Consider the following 19,166-nt stretch of genomic DNA (forward strand, 5'->3'; position numbering starts at 1 on the left):
GAACAAAGGCGCAGGTTCGCGCCGATGGCAAAACCGTTAACATCGCATCGACCGCTGCTGGCCGTCGCTCTGAAAACGAGCGCGGTCTTTTTGTTCACCGTAATGGCCGGGTTGATCAAGTCGCAGTCTGATCACTTTCCACCCGGCGAGATGGTGTTCTTCCGATCACTGTTCGCCATTCCCGTGATCGTCATCTGGCTGATCTCACGCGGAGAATTGGCGCAAGGCTTTGTTGTTCGCAAACCCATGGGTCACTTCTGGCGCGGCGTACTTGGGACCACAGCGATGGGGCTGACCTTTACTGGCCTTGGCCTGATCCCCCTGCCCGAGGCCACGGCAATTGGTTACGCGACCCCGATTTTCACCCTGATTCTGGCCGCGATCATGTTGGGCGAGCGCATCCGCAAGATTCGGATCGCCGCCGTGGCCATTGGCCTTTTGGGTGTTCTGATCATGATCTGGCCCCGACTGGGCGGCAACAACATGGAGGCCGCCGCCACCATCGGCGCGCTGTGCATTCTAGGGGCGACCGTTGCACGCGCCTTTGTGCAGATTCACATCCGGCAGTTGGTGCAGGTCGACCACCCGGCGGCCATTGTGTTTTATTTCTCGATGACCGCGACCTTGCTGTCCGGTCTGACCGTTTTCTGGGGCTGGGTCCTGCCCACGTGGGAGCAAGCCGCCGTGTTGATTCTGGCCGGGCTGATCGGTGGTGTGGCGCAGATTCTGGTGACCTCGTCCTATCGCTTTGGTCAGGCGTCGATGCTGGCGCCCTACGACTATACTTCGATGTTGTTTGCCATTGTCATCGGCTATTTCTGGTTCAGCGAACTCCCGACACTGGTGATGTTGATCGGTGCGGCACTAGTGATCGCCGGCAATATCGTGGTGATCTGGCGCGAACATCAGCTGGGCCTGGAACGTGGACGCGCTCGCGCCGTCACAGATCCCAAAGCCTGACCTTTACCTTTGCCAAACTTCCCCTAGGGTGTGGCGCGACACAAAATGAGGGTTCCCCATGAGCGACGCGCAGGATCACAAGGAAAAGATGCAAAAGGTGCAGGCTCAGCACCGCAAGAAAGTCTCAGAGGCGGTCGATCCGGGCCGTGGGTTGGTGCTAATCAATACCGGCAAGGGCAAGGGCAAATCCTCGGCCGCTTTTGGCGTGGTAATCCGCGCCCTGGGTTGGGGGCAGAAGGTCGCCGTGGTCCAGTTCATCAAGGGCAAGTGGAAAACCGGCGAGCGGCGTTTCTTCGAAGAACGTGATCTGGTCACCTGGCACACGATGGGCGAGGGCTTTACCTGGGACACCCAAGACCGCGAGCGTGACATCGCCGCCGCTAATGCCGCCTTTGACAAGGCCCGCGCGCTGATGGCCAGCGGGGATTATGATCTGGTGGTACTGGATGAGATCAACATCGCACTGCGTTATGAATATCTGTCGGTTGATCAGGTGATTGACGGGCTGAACGAGCGATCAGACAAAACCAGCGTGTTCCTGACCGGGCGGGACGCTCCGCAAGCGCTGCGCGACTATGCCGATCTGGTCACTGAAATGACCGAAGAAAAGCACCCGTTCCAAGCCGGGATCAAAGCACAGCGCGGCGTGGATTTCTGAAAACAGAGTCTAAACAGCCCCAAACCGGGGCTGTTATCCCGCCCGGTTTTCATTGAGAAACCGGACCGACCCGCGTTGGCTGGCGGCGCTGTAAGGTAAACGGTCGGATGACTTGGCATCTGTGGCAGGTTTTTTCTTGTCGACATAGGCGCAAAAATCGTCGTCACAACAGCAGCCGCACGCGGTTGCGGCCTCGTACCGTGCCATGATTTCGTCCAGCGGATCGCCCATACCAAGCTCTTTCCATGCCAGTCTGTTTCGTTTCCGAGGCGGCGGCGGGCTCTCACCAAGTCACGCGCTAAGCCCGCAAACCGCCTCGAAATTCGGTGCCGGATAGTATCATACCCAGCGTTGCTTTTTATCTGATTATTTTAGTCGGGAATTGCAAGAGCAAAAGCGCCGTGTGATCAGGTGTGATGCGTTTGATGAGCGGATGAGCCGCCTGTTCTTAAAACAAGCGACTCACAGACATAAAAGTGGGCGTATTTCACACTCAGGCGGTTGCGCCCTGTTCCGACGCGCTAAGCGAGATCACAGCAACCACCGCCGCACCATTCAGCCAGTAGTAAATTGCGTCCAGCCCCGTAAAACCAAACAGGCTAGGTGCGGCCAGGAACGTGACGCCGACGAGCAAATCAACCGCCAGGTGGAATTTATAGGGCAGAACCCGCCAGACGCCGAGATGGTGGTCGGTCAGCACGGTCAGAACAAGCGCCGCGACACCGGTGACTACCGACAGCCACAACGCCATTGGGTTGGATTGCCCCAACCCTAAAACAAAAGGCAACACCATCAGCGCCAGAGCAACCGGATAATCAAGATAAGCATGCACAGTGCGGGTAACAAAACGGACAGACATTGTTTTTTCCTTTCCTAACTTGGCATGGCACCAAGTTAAGATTGGATAGTCGGACGTTTAATTCTGGATCGTTCGCGAATCATTGCAGATCGTTCGAAGATCCAGCGGATTAGTGCATGGACCGGTAAGCTGCCGGAGACAGGCCAATCTGTTTCTTGAACACGCGGGAAAAGGCCGCTTCTGACGCATAGCCAACCTCGGCCGCCGCATCCGCCACGTTCCAGCGATTCTCAGTCAGGCCGTGACAGGCGATCTGCATGCGCCAATCCGTCAGATATTGCATGGGGGTCGCGTTCATCTTCTCGGCAAACAACTGCGCGAAGGCGGTACGTGACATCCCGGCCTCACGCGCCAGTGACTCGACACTCCATTCCTGTGCGGGGGCCTGATGAAAGGCGGTCAGCGCCCGCGAGATGCGCGTATCAGCGAACCCGGCCAAGGCGGTATCGCTGGGGCTTTGGTATTCCAGATGGGCGCGTATGGCTTGCGCAAATAACACTTCGGACAGTTTCAGGGCGATCAGGTCGCCCCCGATACGGGCACCGTTGATCTCGGACCCGATCATGCGCAGGGTCGCTTCGATCCAGGCACCGGCCTCTTCGCCGTAGTTTTCGATCAGAATGTACGACGGCAAGCGGTCGATCAGCATATGACCTGCGCCCCTTCGTCCCGGCGGACCAGTGAATGAGAAATGGCCGCACACCAGCTGAGTATCGCGGCTTTTATCCTCGCCCCCGTAAATCAGGACGCCATCGCCCTGATAACCGGCCTCCTCCAGAACCTGCTCTAATGGCAACGCGTCCAGTGGCTTGATCTCATTGCACAGCAGCGCGTGCGCGGCCCCGTGTGGGATCAGGATCAAATCGCCTTGCTTGAGCCGCAGCGTTTCCCCTGTGTTAGAGACGTAAACCTTCAATTCGCCGCGCTGAACAAAGTGGAACCGGGCGACATTTTGATAGGCAGGGACCTGAATACCGAAAGGCGGCGTGAATGACGTGCGGAAATAGAATGTCCCCCGCAAAGACAGGCGGGTGAGGATATCGCTGAGCAGGTCCAACATGGGCGTAACCTATCGCTGCCTGCGCTGCCGTCCAGCCCGTTGAACGATCTGCACAAGAACTTGAACGGCAGGCAAAGAAAAACCCCCACGAAACGCGGGGGTTCCTAACTGTGCGTTTCTGGTCAGATCAGGCGCGTACCAGCGCCTCATAATCTGCGGCGATCTCGCGGGTCAGATCTCCGACTTCGAAAGTGTAGTCGCCGATTTGCCCCACCGGAGTGACCTCGGCCGCTGTGCCGGTCAGCCAGCATTGCTCGAAATCAGCCATTTCTTCGGGCTTGATACGACGTTCGATCACGTTGATGCCCTTGTCTTTCAGCATCTGGATCACGGTCTGACGGGTGATGCCGTTCAGGAAGCAATCGGCCAACGGAGTATGTACCTCGCCATCCTTGACGAAAAACACGTTGGCACCGGTCGCCTCGGCCACATAGCCGTTGTAGTCCATGAACAGCGCGTCCGAGCAGCCCTTGGCCTCGGCCTTGTGCTTGGAAATGGTGCAGATCATGTAGAGACCCGCCGCCTTAGCGTGAACCGGGATGGTTTCGGGGCTGGGGCGTTTCCATTCGGCGATGTCCAGCTTGGCGCCTTGCATCTTAGCGTCGCCATAATAGGCGCCCCAAGGCCAAACCGCGACGGCCATACGTACCGGGTTTCGGGCCGAGGCCACGCCCATATCTTCGCCCGAACCGCGCCAGACCAGCACCCGCACATAGGCGTCCTGCAGACCGCTGGCTTTCAGGGTTTCTTCCTTGGCGGCTTCGATCTGATCGATCGTATAAGGCATCGGCATGTCCAGCGCGTCGGCAGATGCGATCAAACGCTCGGAATGCTCGCGGCTTTTGAAGATCTTGCCGTTATATGCGCGCTCACCTTCGAACACCGAGGACGCATAGTGCATTGCATGAGACAGGATGTGTACATTGGCATCGCGCCAAGGCACCAGTTCACCGTCTATCCAGATCACGCCGTCACGATCATCATACCCCGCCATGCGAAACCTCCTGAACTGGGTTGAATTTTTCGCTTGTTGCGCCATTTAAGTCCGATGCGGACATAAAGTTGCGCAGAAACTGCGGTTCGATACCTGTCCACTCTTGGAATGTCAATAACGCTGACATAAAGTCGGTCCTGAGTAACGAATGAGGCAAATGATGTCGGATACGCGCCCCGCCCAAGTGTTTGGCGGTGAAAGCCTTTTGTTTTTGACCGACGAACAATTGCGACAAGGGATCGAAGCGATGTTTTTCGCTTACCGGGGCTTTACCGCCGATCCTGATCGCATTCTGGCGCAACTCGCCTATGGTCGAGCCCATCACCGCGCCGTTCATTTCATCAACCGCGCGCCAGGAACGACCGTGAACAACTTGCTGGCAATCCTGGGCGTGACGAAACAGTCGCTGAATCGGGTACTGCGGACCTTGATCGATGACGGGCTGGTCGAAAGCCGCGTGGGCACAGTGGACAAGCGCGAACGACATCTGTTTCTGACCGAAAAAGGCAAGGCGCTTGAGGCCAAACTCTCTGAGGCACAGCGGGTGCGAATGCGCGCCGCCTACAAGGATGCGGGCCCCGAGGCGGTATCAGGATTTCGTAAAGTACTTGAAGCAATGATGGATGCTGATATGCGTCATGCTTACACGAAACTGCGGGATACGACCTCATGAGCGATTTGGATGCCCATCTGCTGATCGTCGACGACGATGAGCGTATTCGTGATCTGCTCAAGAAATTCCTGATGCGCAGCGGGTTTCTGGTGACCGCCGCCCGCGATGCCGCCCATGCGCGTCGGGTACTGTCGGGGCTGGACTTCGACATGATCGTTCTGGACGTGATGATGCCGGGCGAAGACGGCGTAAGCCTGACCAGAACTCTGCGCGAAACCCATTCAACCCCGATCCTGCTGTTGACCGCGCGTGGTGAGACCGAACACCGGATCGCTGGGCTTGAGGCCGGTGCGGACGATTACCTGGCCAAGCCGTTCGAGCCAAAAGAGCTGTTGCTGCGCATCAACGCGATCCTGCGGCGGATGCCTGAAACACCGGCGCAAGATACGGCGACCAAGATTTTGACCCTCGGCCCGATCCGCTATGACGTGGAACGTGGTGAGATGTGGCAGGGCGAAGAACCGGTGCGTCTGACTGCGACGGAAAGCCAGTTGATGAAGATCTTCTCGACCCAACCCGGTGAGCCGATTAGCCGCGCCAAGCTGGTCGAGGATCTGGGCCGCGACAAGGGACAGGCGCAGGAACGCGCGGTTGATGTGCAGATCACCCGGCTGCGGCGCAAGATCGAACAAGACCCAAAGCAGCCACGTTATCTGCAGACGGTCCGGGGCGCCGGGTATATGCTGGCGCCGGATTGATCAGGCCGGCTCGCGGCGACTATTGGCCTTCGGCGAAGGTATTTTTAGCCAGATGAACAGGGGATCGATATGAATACCGCCCTTTTGACTCATGCGGATTGTCTGGAGCATGTCACCCCGGATGGGCACCCTGAGCGGGTGGCCCGGCTGGAGCATATTCTGCATGCGTTGGAGTCATTGGACCTGAACCGGGTGACTGCGCCACTGGCGGCGGATGACGATCTGCTGCGCATACATCCGGAAAGCTACATCCGGGATGTGCGCAAAATGCGCCCCGCGGAGGGCTTTGCCCAGATCGACGGGGACACGTTCATGTCTCCGGGCTCGGTCGATGCGGCCTATCGCGCGGCGGGGGCTGTGGTGCGGGCGGTGGATATGGTGCTGGGCGGTGAGGCACAAAATGCGTTTTGTGCGATCCGGCCTCCGGGGCATCACGCCGAGACTGACACCGCGATGGGTTTTTGCTTGTTCGGCAATGCCGCGCTGGCGGCAAAACATGCGCTGGATCACCACGGGCTGAACCGCGTCGCAGTGGTTGATTTTGACGTGCATCACGGCAATGGCACGCAGGATTTGCTGTGGGATGAGAAACGCGCACTTGTGATCACCAGCCAGCAGATGCCGTTGTGGCCCGGATCGGGGCGTCCGGATGAAACCGGCGCGTATGAGACCATTCTCAACATCCCCCTGTCCCCCGGTTCCGGCGGGGCCGAGATGCGTGCGGCCTATGAAACACAGGCGTTCCCGCGCCTGCGCGCCTTCAAGCCGGACCTGATCATCATCTCGGCTGGATTTGACGCGCATCAGGACGATCCATTGGCCAATCTGAACTGGTCCACAGGTGACTTTGCCTGGGTCACCGCGGAGCTTTGCAAAATAGCCGATGAGCTTTGCGGGGGACGTATCGTCTCGACTCTGGAAGGCGGGTATGATCTGAACGCACTGGCCCAGGCCACACGCGCCCATGTGGATGAATTGATGAAGGCAGCCCGATGACCGATACCCCAGTAGACCAGATGACATTCGAACAGGCGATGAAAGAGCTTGAGGCCGTTGTTGGCCAGCTCGAGCGCGGCGATGTGGCGCTGGACCAGTCCATCGCGTTGTATGAGCGCGGCGCGGCGTTGAAAAAGCGCTGCGAGGAGGAGTTGAAGCGGGCCGAAGAAAAGGTGGCCGCTATTACTCTGGACGCCAACGGTCAGCCGACCGGGACGACGACTGTCGAAGGTCAGTAAATGTTTCGTAAAAAACTAGCGCAGGATGCGGCGCGGATTCAGGATCAGTTCGATCTGGTTCTGGGCGCGCTGGACGATCTGAATGTGACCCGTGCGATGGCCTATGCCATCAAAGGTGGCAAACGGTTGCGTGGGTTTCTGGTGCTGGAAAGCGCGCGCCTGCACGGCGTAGATGCAATTCGCGCCGTTTTGCCCGCCACCGGGATCGAAGCACTGCACGCGTACTCACTAGTCCATGACGATCTGCCCTGTATGGATGACGACGATCTGCGCCGTGGGCGGCCCACGGTTCATGTGAAATGGGACGAAGGCACCGCCGTTCTGGCCGGGGACGCGTTGCAGACGCTGGCCTTCGAACTCTGCACCCGCCCCGAGGTCGGCACGGCCGAGGTTCGGGCAGAATTGGCTCTGACCCTTGCCAAGGCCAGCGGAGCGCAAGGTATGGTGCTGGGTCAGGCGCTGGATATCGCGGCGGAAACGGCTGCAGCACCGCTGACCCTGGACGAAATCACGCGCCTTCAAGCGGGTAAGACCGGTGCCCTTATTGAATGGTCCGCATGTGCAGGCGCACGATTGGCGCAGGCCGACCCCGGGCCATTGCGCCAATATGCCCGGGCACTGGGGCTTGCTTTTCAGATCGCGGACGACATTCTGGATGTCGAGGGTGATGCCGAAAAGGCTGGAAAACGCCTGCAAAAGGATGCCCAGGCTGGCAAGGCCACATTTGTTTCACTGTTGGGTCTGGAAGCAGCCAAAGCCCGTGCGGCGGAACTGGTGGATCAAGGCTGCGCCGCATTGGACGGCTATGGCGCATCGGCAGAAACCTTGAAGGACGCCGCCCGCTTCGTTATTGCCCGGGACAGCTAAGCCAGGAACGCCAAATGTCTGACCGCCCGAAAACGCCTTTGCTGGACCTTGTGAGCCGCCCTGCGGATCTCAAGCAGTTCTCGGATGCGCAACTGCATCAGGTGGCACAGGAATTGCGAACCGAAACGATCTCGGCCGTGTCCGTCACAGGTGGGCACTTGGGCGCGGGCCTAGGTGTAGTCGAGCTGACCACTGCTTTACATGCGGTGTTCGACACGCCCCGCGACAAGATCATTTGGGATGTGGGGCATCAGTGTTATCCGCATAAGATCTTGACCGAGCGGCGCGACCGTATCCGAACCCTGCGCATGAAGGACGGGCTGAGCGGGTTCACCAAGCGTAGCGAAAGCCCGTATGATCCGTTTGGGGCGGCGCATAGCTCAACCTCGATCAGCGCCGCACTTGGGTTTTCCGTGGCTCGCGATCTGGGAGGCGTCACGCCCGAAGGGCTGGGTGACGCAATTGCCGTGATCGGCGATGGGTCGATGTCGGCGGGTATGGCCTTTGAGGCGATGAACAACGCCGGTCATCTGGGCAAACGTCTGATCGTCATCCTTAATGACAATGAGATGAGCATCGCCCCGCCCGTCGGTGCACTGTCCAGCTATCTGTCGCGAATTTATACCGAAGCCCCGTTCCACGAATTGAAAGCGGCTGCCAAAGGTGCGGTTTCGCTTCTGCCTGAACCGTTCCGAGAAGGTGCAAAACGGGCCAAGGAAATGCTGAAAGGCATGGCGGTGGGCGGCACGCTGTTCGAAGAGCTTGGCTTTTCCTATATCGGGCCTCTCGACGGTCACGACATGGATCAGTTGCTGCCGGTTTTGCGCACGGTCAAAGCACGGGCGACCGGTCCGATCCTGATCCATGTGCTGACAAAAAAGGGCAAGGGCTACGCGCCCGCCGAGCAGGCCCGCGACAAGGGCCACGCCACCGCGAAATTTGACGTGGTCACGGGCGAGCAGAAAAAGGCCCCGTCCAACGCGCCATCATATACGTCGGTCTTTGGCAAAGCGCTGGTTGATGAGGCGGGGCGCGATGACAAGATCGTGGCTGTCACGGCCGCAATGCCGGACGGCACCGGGTTGAACCTGTTTGCCGAACGCTACCCGTCGCGCTGTTTCGACGTCGCAATTGCGGAACAGCACGGCGTGACCTTCGCGGCGGCGCTGGCGGCTGGCGGTATGAAACCGTTCTGCGCGATGTATTCGACCTTTTTGCAGCGCGGCTATGATCAGGTGGTGCATGACGTGGCCATTCAGCGCCTGCCGGTGCGTTTTGCCATCGACCGTGCAGGGCTGGTGGGTGCTGATGGCGCAACCCATGCGGGATCCTTCGATATTGCCTATCTTGCCAACCTGCCCGGCATGACCGTCATGGCCGCTGCGGATGAGGCCGAACTGATGCATATGGTTGCCACGGCGGCGGCCCATGATGACGGTCCCATTGCGTTCCGCTATCCGCGCGGCGAGGGTGTGGGCGTCGACCTGCCTGAACGAGGCGAGGTGCTTGAGATCGGCAAAGGCCGCATGATCCAAAAAGGTGCGCGCGTGGCGCTTTTGTCCTTTGGCACCCGCTTGGCCGAGGTGCAGAAGGCCGCCGAGGCCCTTTCAGCCCGCGGGATCACACCCACCATCGCCGACGCCCGTTTCGCCAAACCGCTGGACCGCGATCTGATCCTTGATCTGGCCGCTAACCACGAGGCTCTGATCACCATCGAAGAAGGTGCAGTTGGCGGATTTGGCAGCCACGTGGCACAGCTATTGGCGGATGAGGGTGTGTTCGATCACGGGCTGAAATACCGCTCGATGGTGCTGCCGGATATCTTCATCGATCAGGCCAGCCCAGCGGACATGTATGCCGTTGCCGGCATGAATGCCGAACAGATCGAAGCCAAGGTTCTGTCGGTTCTGGGCGTCACAACAATAGGCGAAAAACGCGCCTAAGCGGTTACCGGAACACGATTCGGGAATGCATGTGGTGCCTCAAGAGGGACTCGAACCCCCGACCTTGTCCTTACGAAGGACCTGCTCTACCAGCTGAGCTATTGAGGCAAGCGAGGGTTCGTTTAAACGGTCGGGGTGGTACGTGCAAGCCTACTTCTTTTTGGTTTCCTCGTGCTTTTTCCACGCGTTTGGGCAAGCTGTGCTGTTGACCGCTCGACCCCAACGCGAACATTCAGTGACAACGAATGTGAATTTATTGTAACGGCGCAGGTTAGGGATTGTTGCTTGCGTATTATTTCGATATTTCATGAAATATGATAAATCGAATAACAAACCAACTCGCTGTCCTTGGCCACCCGCAACGTATTTCGGTGTTTCGTATATTGATGCGACGCTTTCCTGACGCCGTTCCGGCGGGTGAATTGGCGACAGAGCTGGGTATCAAACCCAGCACTCTGTCGAACTATCTGAACGCATTGCAACGATCCGGGCTGGTGACGCAGAAACGGTCGGGGACTTCCCTGCTTTATTCGGTTGAAATGAAGAACGTGCAGAACATGCTGGGCTTCCTGCTGAACGATTGCTGCCGTGGCCGCCCTGATATCTGCATGCCATCCGAGCAAGGAAACGGCGCAATGACGGGCCGCAAATTCAACGTGTTGTTTATCTGCGTAGGCAACTCGGCGCGTTCCATTTTTGCCGAGACCCTGCTGCGAGACATCGCCGGGAACCGGTTCAACGTCTACTCAGCTGGCACAAAATCGTTTTCCGAGCTGAATCCGATGGCCATGCAAGTGCTTGAGGACAAGGGTCATGACACCTCGGGTCTACGGTCCAAAAGCATATCTGAATTCTCGGGCCCCGACGCGCCCGAGTTGGATTTCGTTTTTACTGTCTGCAACAAGGCCGCAAACGAAGAATGCCCCGCCTGGGAAGGTCAGCCGATCAGCGGCCACTGGGGTATGATCGATCCGGTCCAGACCGAAGGCACAGACGCCGAAAAAAGCCTGGCCTTCCAGAACACTTATGGCGCGCTCAAGCGCCGGATCGAAGCCTTCACCTCTTTGCCGGTCGAAAGTCTTGACCGGATCGCATTGCAATCTGCTGTCGATGACATCGGCAGAACGCCTGTCGAGGAATAGTTGTGACGACCTACGCACTGAACGGTTTGGGCCGGATGGGAAAGCTGGCCTTGAAACCATTGTTGGAAAAAGGCGCCAAGATCGCCTGGATCAATGATGCAGTGGGCGACCCCGAAATGCACGCGCATCTGCTGGAGTTTGACACCGTGCATGGCCGCTGGGATGCCAATTTCGAGCATGACGCAGAGAGTGTCACGATCAATGGCACCCGCCTGCCTTTTATTGGCACCAAGGACCTGAATGCCCTTCCACTGGACGGTGTCGATGTGGTGATCGATTGTACAGGCGTTTTCAAGACCGAGGCCAAGTTGGCCCCTTATTTCACGGCTGGCGTCAAAAAGGTTGTCGTCTCGGCCCCGGTCAAGGATGGGCCCACCGCAAACATCGTCGTGGGCGTCAACGATGCCACCTATGACCCGAAAAAGCACCTAATCATCACTGCGGCCTCATGCACCACCAACTGCCTGGCGCCTGTGGTCAAGGTGATCCATGATAACCTGGGCATTCGACACGGATCGATGACCACAATCCACGACGTGACCAACACGCAAACCATCGTGGATCGACCGGCCAAGGACCTGCGCCGCGCACGCTCGGCGTTGAATTCTCTGATCCCGACCACCACCGGATCGGCCACCGCAATCACGCTGATCTACCCCGAACTCACGGGGCGGCTGAACGGCCATGCGGTGCGTGTGCCGTTGCTGAACGCCTCGCTGACCGATTGCGTGTTCGAAGTCGAGCGGGAAACAACTGCTGAAGAGGTCAACGCCCTGTTCAAAGCCGCCGCCGAAGGGGACTTGAAAGGTATTCTGGGTTATGAAACGCGGCCATTGGTGTCGACCGACTACACCAATGATACACGCTCTTCGATCGTGGATGCGCCTTCGACCATGGTGGTGAACAAAACGCAGGTAAAGATCTATGCCTGGTACGACAATGAAATGGGTTATGCGCACCGCCTGGTGGACGTTGCCCTGATGGTTGGGTCGGGGCTGTGACCAAACGGCCTGAGGGTCTGTCGGCCTATATCGCGGTCACAGCCGCCTATTGGGCGTTTATGCTGACCGACGGTGCGTTGCGCATGTTGGTGCTGTTGCATTTTCATTCGCTAGGTTTTTCCCCGGTGCAGCTGGCCTATCTGTTTGTTTTGTATGAGGTCGCAGGGATCGTAACCAATCTGACGGCGGGCTGGATTGCGGCACGCTTCGGGTTGACCTCGACGCTTTATGCCGGTCTGGGACTTCAGGTTCTGGCCTTACTGGCGATGACGCAACTGGACCCGAATTGGACCATCGCAGCATCGGTGACCTTTGTGATGATGGTGCAAGGGGCCAGCGGCGTGGCCAAGGACCTGGCCAAGATGTCCTCGAAATCTTCTGTGAAACTGCTGGCACCCACCGAGGGGGGCGGGCTTTTTCGTTGGGTAGCGGTGCTGACCGGATCCAAGAATGCGGTGAAAGGGCTGGGCTTTCTGCTGGGTGCGGTGATGTTGGCCACCTCGGGATTCATGATGGCGGTCCTGATTATGGCCGCAGTTCTGGCGCTGATATTGATTGGAGTAATACTGTTCATGCCCGCAGGTCTGCCCATGGGCCGCAAGGGGGCAAAGTTCTCCGAGGTGTTCTCGAAGTCCGCCAATGTGAACTGGCTTTCGGCGGCGCGTGTCTTTCTTTTTGGCGCCCGAGACGTGTGGTTCGTGGTCGGCATCCCGATCTATTTCTACGCCGTGCTGTCCGACGGCACCCAAGAAGGAAACCGTGCAGCCTTTTTCATGATCGGCTCTTTCATGGCGGTCTGGGTTATCCTTTACGGCGCAGTTCAAGCCAGCGCGCCCAAGATTCTGCGCGCCAGTGAACGCAGCGAAGCAGACCTGATCCACTCCGCCCGCAGCTGGGCCGCAGCTTTGTTTTGTGTACCCGCCGCATTGACGGGTGCGGTGTTGGTATCCTCAGGCCCCGAAACATGGTTAACCGTCACGCTGGTGCTGGGCCTGCTGCTGTTCGGCGCGGTGTTCGCAGTCAACTCATCGCTGCATTCCTACTTGATTCTGGCCTTCACAAAATCGGAACGGGTGACGATGGATGTCGGATTTTACTACATGGCCAACGCGACGGGCCGCCTTGTGGGCACCGTCCTCTCCGGGCTGACCTATCAAATCGGAGGTCTTTCCCTGGTCCTGGGCACCGCAGCCGCGATGGTTGCACTGGCAGCGCTGGCATCGGGCAAGCTGACCGATCAAACCGTTGACGCCTATTCTTGAATGTTGTCGTACACTACCTGACCGCCCGGCCGCCTGTAGCCGTGTTTCAGCAAACTTGGCGACCCCGGCAGGATTCGAACCTGCAACCTGCCCCTTAGGAGGGGGCTGCTCTATCCAGTTGAGCCACGGGGCCGCGCAAGGCTCTCTGTAACCCGGTTTTTTCAGGTTGTCATGACCTTTGCACAACAGTTGTAAATCAAGTCCCGTTCACGCTACCATCGGGCAAAACAACAGTGCAGGTGCCCTCCGTGACCACAGAAACAAAACGTCCGCTTACCCTTCGTGATGTCTCGGAAGCGTCAGGAGTGTCCGAAATGACGGTCAGCCGCGTTCTGAGGAACCGAGGTGACGTGTCCGACGCCACCCGCACCCGCGTTTTGGCTGCCGCGAAAGAGTTGGGATACGTTCCTAACAAGATTGCAGGCGCGCTGGCTTCCAGCCGCGTAAATCTGGTTGCGGTGATTATCCCGTCGCTGTCCAATATGGTCTTTCCCGAGGTTCTGACCGGTATCAATCAGGTGTTGGAAGACACTGAATTGCAGCCCGTGGTCGGCGTCACCGATTACCTGCCCGAGAAAGAAGAAAAAGTCCTTTACGAGATGCTCTCGTGGCGGCCGTCGGGTGTGATCATCGCGGGACTGGAACATACCGAAGCCGCCCGCGCAATGCTGGATTCAGCCGGAATTCCAGTGGTCGAGATCATGGATACAGATGGCAAACCAGTCGACGCAATGGTCGGCATCTCGCACCGTCGCGCCGGGCGTGAAATGGCTGCTGCGATCCTGAAAGCGGGTTATCAACATATCGGTTTCATGGGCACCAAGATGCCGTTGGACCACCGCGCGCGGAAACGCTTTGAAGGTTTTACCGAAGTGCTGGGCAAGAACGGGATCGAGATCGAAGATCGTGAGTTCTATTCCGGCGGTTCGGCCCTGGCCAAGGGGCGCGAGATGACGCAGACCATGCTGGATCGTTCGCCCGACCTGGATTTCCTGTATTATTCCAATGATATGATTGGTGCTGGTGGATTGCTGTACCTGCTGGAACAGGGCATCGACATACCGGGACAGATCGGTCTGGCCGGGTTCAACAATGTGGAACTGCTGCAGGGGTTACCACGCAAGCTTGCCACGATGGATGCCTGCCGTCTTGAGATCGGGCGCAAGGCGGCCGAGATTATCGCCACGCAATTGGCCGATCCGAATACCGAGGTCGACACGCGTCTGACACTGACCCCCAAGATCAGCTACGGCGACACCCTGAAGCGGCGCTAAACTCATGGCGCCGCGGCGGCTGGACAACAAAACGGCCCGCGCGTTGTTTATGGATCACCATGCGCTGGCCGAACCGCCTTCGGGCGGGGCCAAAGGTGCGGATTTATTGGATTTGATCCACCGACTGGGCTTTGTTCAGCTGGACAGTATCAATACCGTGGCGCGCGCCCATGACATGATCCTGTATTCGCGCAGGCCATCCTATCGCGCCAAAAACCTCAAACAGCTTTACGAACGTGACAAGGCGCTGTTTGAACACTGGACTCATGACGCTGCTGTCATCCCGATAGAGTTTTACCCCCATTGGCATCTGCGATTTCAACGTGATGAGGTATTGTTGAAATCCCGGTGGAAAAATTGGCGCCGGGATGGGTTTGAGCAGCAGTTTGCCTCTGTCCTGCAACATATCCGCGATCATGGCCCGGTCTCGTCCTCGGATGTGGGCAAGGACGAGAAAAAGGGCTCGGGCGGTTGGTGGGATTGGCACCCATCGAAAACAGCGCTTGAGTTCCTGTGGCGGTCGGGCGCGCTGACCGTGGTTGGCCGCAACGGGTTTCAAAAACAATACGATCTGACCGAACGGGTCATCGAGACGCATCTGTGTCCTGGCAACATGCCCTGCAACGCCGAGGAAACCGTGGATTGGTTGTGCAATGCAGCGTTGGACCGGCTGGGATTTGCCACACCCGGAGAGCTGGCGGCATTCTGGGATACGGTCAGTGTTAGCGAAGCCAAAAACTGGTGCAATAAGGGTCTAACACAGGGCATTCTGGAGGAGATTGAAGTCACCTGTGCCGATGGAAGAAGCCGCAAACTGCTCGCGCGCCCGGATTTGGCCGAGAAAAACCCGCCTTCGCCGTCCAGCCGCATTCGCGTGCTTAGCCCCTTTGACCCGATGCTGCGCGACCGCAACCGCGCGGAACGTCTGTTCGGGTTCCATTATCGGATTGAGGTCTTCGTTCCCGCCGCCAAACGGACCTATGGCTATTACGTGTTTCCGCTGCTGGAAGGGGACCGATTGATTGGCCGGATCGATATGAAAGCCCAGCGCGACTGTGGCATTCTACAGATCAACGCGTTATGGCCAGAGCGATCCGTGCGCTGGTCCGACGCGCGGACACGCAGGCTAGAGGCCGAGATGGACCGCGTCCGCCGGTTTGCTGGATTGGACGGTATTGAATTCGCAACCGATTGGCTGAAAGACCCTAAATAGGGTCTATTCTGAGTCCGTCAGCGTCAATTGGATCGGCTGCAACCCGTCAATCCCCCCTTCGATCACATCCCCAGCCTGCACTGGGCCAACACCGGCGGGTGTGCCCGTCAGGATCAGGTCACCTGGACGCAGATGGTAATATCCGGACAAATGGCTGATGATTTCGTCGATCTTCCAGATCAGTTCGCTCAGCGTGGCATCCTGACGAATGTCGCCGTTCACGCTTAGATGAATGCGTGTGTTGCCTTGCGGTGACCAGTCCGCAGCCGAGGTCAGGGGCGCAAACACTGCCCCGGCCTCAAGGTCCTTACCCAGATCCCAGGGTCGCTGTTTGTTGCGCTCTCGGATTTGCAGATCCCTACGGGTCATGTCCAGGGCACAGCCATAGGCATAGACGGCGTCCCAAGCCTGCGCACTGGTGGCGCGGAAAACGGGCTTTCCGATGGCTACAGCCAGCTCCATCTCGTAATGAAAATTCTCGGTCCCCGGCGGGTATGGCACAGACGCACCAGTCAGAACTGCGTTTGGCGCTGATTTGGTGAAATAAAAAGGGGCTTCGCGGTCGACCTCGTGCCCCATTTCGGCGGCATGAGCGGCATAGTTACGGCCCACACAGAAAATTCGCCCCACCGGATAAGTCGCATCCTGCCCCTGCATCGGAATCACAACCGGATCGGGAAGAGAAAACAAATTGTCTGGCATGGCAGCCCCCTAATCTATCAGCCAGCGCGCATCTTAATGCGGTGAACCGCGGGAACAAGTCGCCGCTTCTCGCGACATCGGCTGAATTCACTGCAATTTTACCTGCCAATCGGCAAGCCCTGGCCGACAGCTGTTCACAATCTGGTCGACGGGCTTGGAAAACGCTCAAACAGCTCTAAGTTGAAAGATGGCTGGGTGACGAGCGCTGGCAAATCGGGGTGCCGCGCGCTCTGACCGCCACTCACAGATATGGCGGGGACCCAAGCACCCGCCACGACGTCAAGACACCCCATAGGGTCCCGCATCACGCGGCATTATCGGGTGCGAATATTTCAGAGAACTATGGTCAAAGGCGTTACCCCCAATGTCTTTGGCGCAAAAAGCCGGTTACTTTTTTGATTGGCGCGTTCTCTGAATTGCGGGCCGGACCGTCGGGAACTATCCGGTGCAACCGGCCTCGGGCCAGGCATATAATCCAGTACACGTCTGGCCGCCCCGTCAGAGATAGCACCTGTCTCTGGCGGGGTTCGTATTTGGGGTGTCACGTTTCCAGTTCGCGCAATTCGTTCAGCAGGTCCAACAGGGCCTCATGCCGGTCGGGCCCAAGTTTGGTGCGCAGATCCTCGGCCAGATGGATGGTTATCTGAATATTGTCCTGGATAATCTGCTTTCCTTTGGCTGTGATGTCGACGATCTGGCGGCGCTTGTCACAAGGATGCGCGCTCCGCAGGATCAGGCCTTTGACCTCAAGCTTTTGCAGAATGCGAGTGAGGCTGGGCAACAACAGGCAAGCACGGTCCGCAATATGAGTCGGCTCTTGCGGGCCTTCCTCGTTCAGGACACGCAGCACGCGCCATTGCTGTTCGGTCACACCAACATCCACCAGCATCTTGCGAATGGGTCCCATGACCCGTTCCCGCGCCCGCAGCAACGCAATGGGCAATGAACGTGACGTCAATGGTACATCATTGGTCATACGAAATTCTTGCCGAATTCCGCCGACACTGCAACGGGACAAAGGGTTTTTTCGGCTGTTCTTACCTGTTTAGCCATAAATAGACTCTAAATCATGGGATATTTTCACAGGGTTGTCATTTTGTGGTGAAGTGAAGGATCGAAAGATCGTTGACCTTCTGCCCGCGTTGTCCATCACTATCAGCAAGACAAAACCAGCCCGGGGGTAACCCGCACCAAACAATGCTGAGGATAGCGATGAAATGGGATGAATTCTCAGACTGGGGCAAGAAAATATCCGAATGGGCACAGGATTATCACCTGACCGTGGGGGACAAACCGGTGCGCGCCCAGACCGAGCCCGGAGAAGTTTTCAACGCCCTGCCCGCCCATCCGCCGGAACAGGCGCAGGCGATCGAGGACATTTTCCGCGATTTCGAAGATATCGTGATGCCTGGTATTACCCATTGGCAGCACCCCCGGTTCTTTGCCTATTTCAACTCGAACGCCTCGGCCCCTTCGGTTCTGGCCGAGTTTCTGGCCAGCGCAATCGCGCCACAATGCATGCTGTGGCAGACCTCGCCCGCCGCAACCGAGATGGAAACGCGGATGATGGACTGGCTGCGACAGGCGCTGGACCTGCCCGAAGAGTTTGCTGGTGTCATCCAGGATTCTGCTTCGTCGGCAACGCTGGCCGCTGTGCTGACTATGCGGGAAAAGGTGTTGAACTGGCAAGGCAATCGTCAGGGGTTGTTCGGTCAGAAACCGCTTCGTGTCTATTGCTCGGCCGAGGTCCATACATCGGTGGACCGCGCCATCTGGGTTGCGGGGATTGGGCAGGATAATCTGGTACGTGTTCCGATCAAGGGAGATTGGCGCGGGATGGATCCTGCGGTACTAGATAGGGCAATTCAAGCCGATTTAGACTCTGGTTTTCAGCCCGCCGGTGTCATTATGTGTGTTGGTGGCACCGGAACTGGGGCCACCGATCCGATCGACGAATGCTTGAAGGTGGCGCAGAAATACGGGCTTTATACGCATGTGGATGCGGCCTGGGCCGGGTCGGCGATGATCTGCCCGGAATATCGCCACTATTGGCCCGGCGTGGATCAGGCCGATAGCATCGTCTTCAACCCGCATAAATGGCTTGGTGTGCAATTCGATTGCTGTGCGCATTTCCTGAAAAGCCCGGATGATCTGGTGCAGACGTTGGCGATTAGCCCGGAATTCCTGAAGACACATGGTAAGGACGGGGTCATCAACTATTCGGAATGGTCGGTGCCTCTGGGCCGTCGGTTCCGTGCGCTAAAACTGTGGTTCGTTATACGCGCCTATGGGCTTGAGGGGTTGCGTGAACGGCTGCGCAATCATGTGAACTGGTCCGTCGACCTGCATGACAAGTTGGCGGTCGAGCCGGATTTCCAGATCACCACGCAACCGATGTGGTCGTTGTGGACCTTCCGCTATGCGCCTGAAGGGCACCCCGATCTGGACGCGCTGAACCTGCGTCTGGTTAATGCCATCAACGATGATGGCCGCATTTACCTGACCCAAACCCGTGTCGACGGTGATATGACGATCCGTTTTCAAGCCGGTCAGTTCGAAACCACTGAAGATGACGTGCGGATGGCCTATGATGTCATCACCGAAATCGCACGCTCACTAACCTAA

Annotated in this window: 20 protein-coding genes and 2 tRNA genes; 14 read left to right on the forward strand and 8 right to left on the reverse strand. The window is 58.0% G+C overall.

The features are described from left to right. Positions 1-24 precede the first annotated feature (24 nt). Positions 25-960 carry a DMT family transporter gene (locus GOX21_RS06755; RefSeq protein ID WP_170376372.1) on the forward strand — a complete coding sequence of 312 codons (936 nt, stop codon included), beginning with the start codon at positions 25-27 and terminating at the stop codon, positions 958-960. Between the two features lie 58 nt (positions 961-1,018). Continuing rightward, the gene (cobO, locus tag GOX21_RS06760; RefSeq protein WP_170360936.1) at positions 1,019-1,618 is read left to right on the forward strand and encodes a cob(I)yrinic acid a,c-diamide adenosyltransferase; all 600 of its coding nucleotides are present in this window, start codon (positions 1,019-1,021) and stop codon (positions 1,616-1,618) included. Between the two features lie 33 nt (positions 1,619-1,651). On the opposite strand, the gene GOX21_RS06765 is transcribed toward cobO, so the two are convergent. The 4 genes from GOX21_RS06765 to GOX21_RS06780 all read right to left on the reverse strand — a co-directional run bounded on the left by GOX21_RS06765 (position 1,652) and on the right by GOX21_RS06780 (position 4,531). Then, a complete protein-coding gene (locus GOX21_RS06765) occupies positions 1,652-1,849 on the reverse strand; it encodes a hypothetical protein (RefSeq protein WP_170376375.1) in 198 nt (65 codons plus the stop codon). Between the two features lie 262 nt (positions 1,850-2,111). Then, positions 2,112-2,477 carry an SPW repeat domain-containing protein gene (locus GOX21_RS06770; RefSeq protein ID WP_170349651.1) on the reverse strand — a complete coding sequence of 122 codons (366 nt, stop codon included), beginning with the start codon at positions 2,475-2,477 and terminating at the stop codon, positions 2,112-2,114. Between the two features lie 109 nt (positions 2,478-2,586). Further along, entirely contained in the window at positions 2,587-3,537 is a 951-nt protein-coding gene (locus tag GOX21_RS06775) for an AraC family transcriptional regulator (protein ID WP_170376377.1), read from the reverse strand. A gap of 127 nt (positions 3,538-3,664) precedes the next feature. Next, positions 3,665-4,531, reverse strand: a complete 867-nt coding sequence (locus tag GOX21_RS06780; protein WP_170349649.1) for a branched-chain amino acid aminotransferase — start codon at positions 4,529-4,531, stop codon at positions 3,665-3,667. A 160-nt stretch (positions 4,532-4,691) separates the two neighbouring features. On the opposite strand from GOX21_RS06780, the gene GOX21_RS06785 reads away from it, so the two are divergent. The 6 genes from GOX21_RS06785 (at position 4,692) to dxs (ending at position 9,947) form a co-directional block, all read left to right on the forward strand. Further along, positions 4,692-5,204, forward strand: a complete 513-nt coding sequence (locus GOX21_RS06785; protein WP_170349648.1) for a MarR family winged helix-turn-helix transcriptional regulator — start codon at positions 4,692-4,694, stop codon at positions 5,202-5,204. Continuing rightward, positions 5,201-5,902, forward strand: a complete 702-nt coding sequence (locus GOX21_RS06790; RefSeq protein ID WP_170349647.1) for a response regulator — start codon at positions 5,201-5,203, stop codon at positions 5,900-5,902. Before GOX21_RS06785 ends, GOX21_RS06790 begins: the two co-directional genes overlap by 4 nt. A gap of 69 nt (positions 5,903-5,971) precedes the next feature. Beyond that, complete coding sequence (locus GOX21_RS06795) at positions 5,972-6,898, forward strand: histone deacetylase family protein (protein ID WP_170376379.1); 927 nt, start codon at positions 5,972-5,974, stop codon at positions 6,896-6,898. Further along, on the forward strand, positions 6,895-7,137 hold the full coding sequence (locus tag GOX21_RS06800) for an exodeoxyribonuclease VII small subunit (protein WP_170376381.1): 243 nt from the start codon (positions 6,895-6,897) through the stop codon (positions 7,135-7,137). The genes GOX21_RS06795 and GOX21_RS06800 overlap by 4 nt, the downstream gene beginning before the upstream one ends. Further along, a complete protein-coding gene (locus GOX21_RS06805) occupies positions 7,138-8,004 on the forward strand; it encodes a polyprenyl synthetase family protein (protein WP_170376383.1) in 867 nt (288 codons plus the stop codon). Positions 8,005-8,018: 14 nt separating this feature from the next. Continuing rightward, on the forward strand, positions 8,019-9,947 hold the full coding sequence (dxs, locus tag GOX21_RS06810) for a 1-deoxy-D-xylulose-5-phosphate synthase (RefSeq protein WP_170376385.1): 1,929 nt from the start codon (positions 8,019-8,021) through the stop codon (positions 9,945-9,947). Between the two features lie 32 nt (positions 9,948-9,979). On the opposite strand, the gene GOX21_RS06815 is transcribed toward dxs, so the two are convergent. Further along, a tRNA-Thr gene (locus GOX21_RS06815) sits at positions 9,980-10,055 on the reverse strand. 206 nt (positions 10,056-10,261) lie between these two features. On the opposite strand from GOX21_RS06815, the gene GOX21_RS06820 reads away from it, so the two are divergent. The 3 genes from GOX21_RS06820 to arsJ are packed head-to-tail and all read left to right on the forward strand — an operon-like array spanning position 10,262 to position 13,352. Then, positions 10,262-11,089 (forward strand): helix-turn-helix domain-containing protein, encoded by an 828-nt coding sequence (locus tag GOX21_RS06820; protein WP_170376387.1) that lies wholly within the window; start codon positions 10,262-10,264, stop codon positions 11,087-11,089. A gap of 2 nt (positions 11,090-11,091) precedes the next feature. Further along, positions 11,092-12,090 (forward strand): ArsJ-associated glyceraldehyde-3-phosphate dehydrogenase, encoded by a 999-nt coding sequence (locus tag GOX21_RS06825; protein ID WP_170376389.1) that lies wholly within the window; start codon positions 11,092-11,094, stop codon positions 12,088-12,090. Next, on the forward strand, positions 12,087-13,352 hold the full coding sequence (arsJ, locus tag GOX21_RS06830; RefSeq protein WP_170376391.1) for an organoarsenical effux MFS transporter ArsJ: 1,266 nt from the start codon (positions 12,087-12,089) through the stop codon (positions 13,350-13,352). The genes GOX21_RS06825 and arsJ overlap by 4 nt, the downstream gene beginning before the upstream one ends. 56 nt (positions 13,353-13,408) lie before the next feature. Here arsJ and GOX21_RS06835 read toward each other — a convergent pair. Next, a tRNA-Arg gene (locus GOX21_RS06835) sits at positions 13,409-13,485 on the reverse strand. Positions 13,486-13,600: 115 nt separating this feature from the next. On the opposite strand from GOX21_RS06835, the gene GOX21_RS06840 reads away from it, so the two are divergent. Together GOX21_RS06840 and GOX21_RS06845 are read left to right on the forward strand one after the other, a co-directional pair. Beyond that, positions 13,601-14,626: a LacI family DNA-binding transcriptional regulator gene (locus GOX21_RS06840; protein WP_170349630.1), complete on the forward strand. Its 1,026-nt coding sequence runs from the start codon at positions 13,601-13,603 to the stop codon at positions 14,624-14,626. 4 nt (positions 14,627-14,630) lie between these two features. Further along, positions 14,631-15,839: a winged helix-turn-helix domain-containing protein gene (locus GOX21_RS06845; RefSeq protein WP_170376393.1), complete on the forward strand. Its 1,209-nt coding sequence runs from the start codon at positions 14,631-14,633 to the stop codon at positions 15,837-15,839. Positions 15,840-15,842: 3 nt separating this feature from the next. Here the strand turns inward: GOX21_RS06845 and GOX21_RS06850 are convergent, their stop codons facing one another. Both GOX21_RS06850 and hpaR read right to left on the reverse strand, forming a co-directional pair. Then, a complete protein-coding gene (locus GOX21_RS06850) occupies positions 15,843-16,541 on the reverse strand; it encodes a fumarylacetoacetate hydrolase family protein (RefSeq protein ID WP_170376396.1) in 699 nt (232 codons plus the stop codon). Positions 16,542-17,082: 541 nt separating this feature from the next. Next, positions 17,083-17,517 (reverse strand): homoprotocatechuate degradation operon regulator HpaR, encoded by a 435-nt coding sequence (hpaR, locus tag GOX21_RS06855; protein WP_170349627.1) that lies wholly within the window; start codon positions 17,515-17,517, stop codon positions 17,083-17,085. 236 nt (positions 17,518-17,753) lie between these two features. Here hpaR and GOX21_RS06860 point away from each other — a divergent pair, with 236 nt between their 5' ends. Further along, on the forward strand, positions 17,754-19,166 hold the full coding sequence (locus tag GOX21_RS06860; protein WP_170376398.1) for a pyridoxal phosphate-dependent decarboxylase family protein: 1,413 nt from the start codon (positions 17,754-17,756) through the stop codon (positions 19,164-19,166).

The sequence above is a fragment of the Ruegeria atlantica genome, from assembly GCF_013032005.1.
Taxonomy (GTDB): Bacteria; Pseudomonadota; Alphaproteobacteria; order Rhodobacterales; family Rhodobacteraceae; genus Ruegeria; species Ruegeria atlantica_A.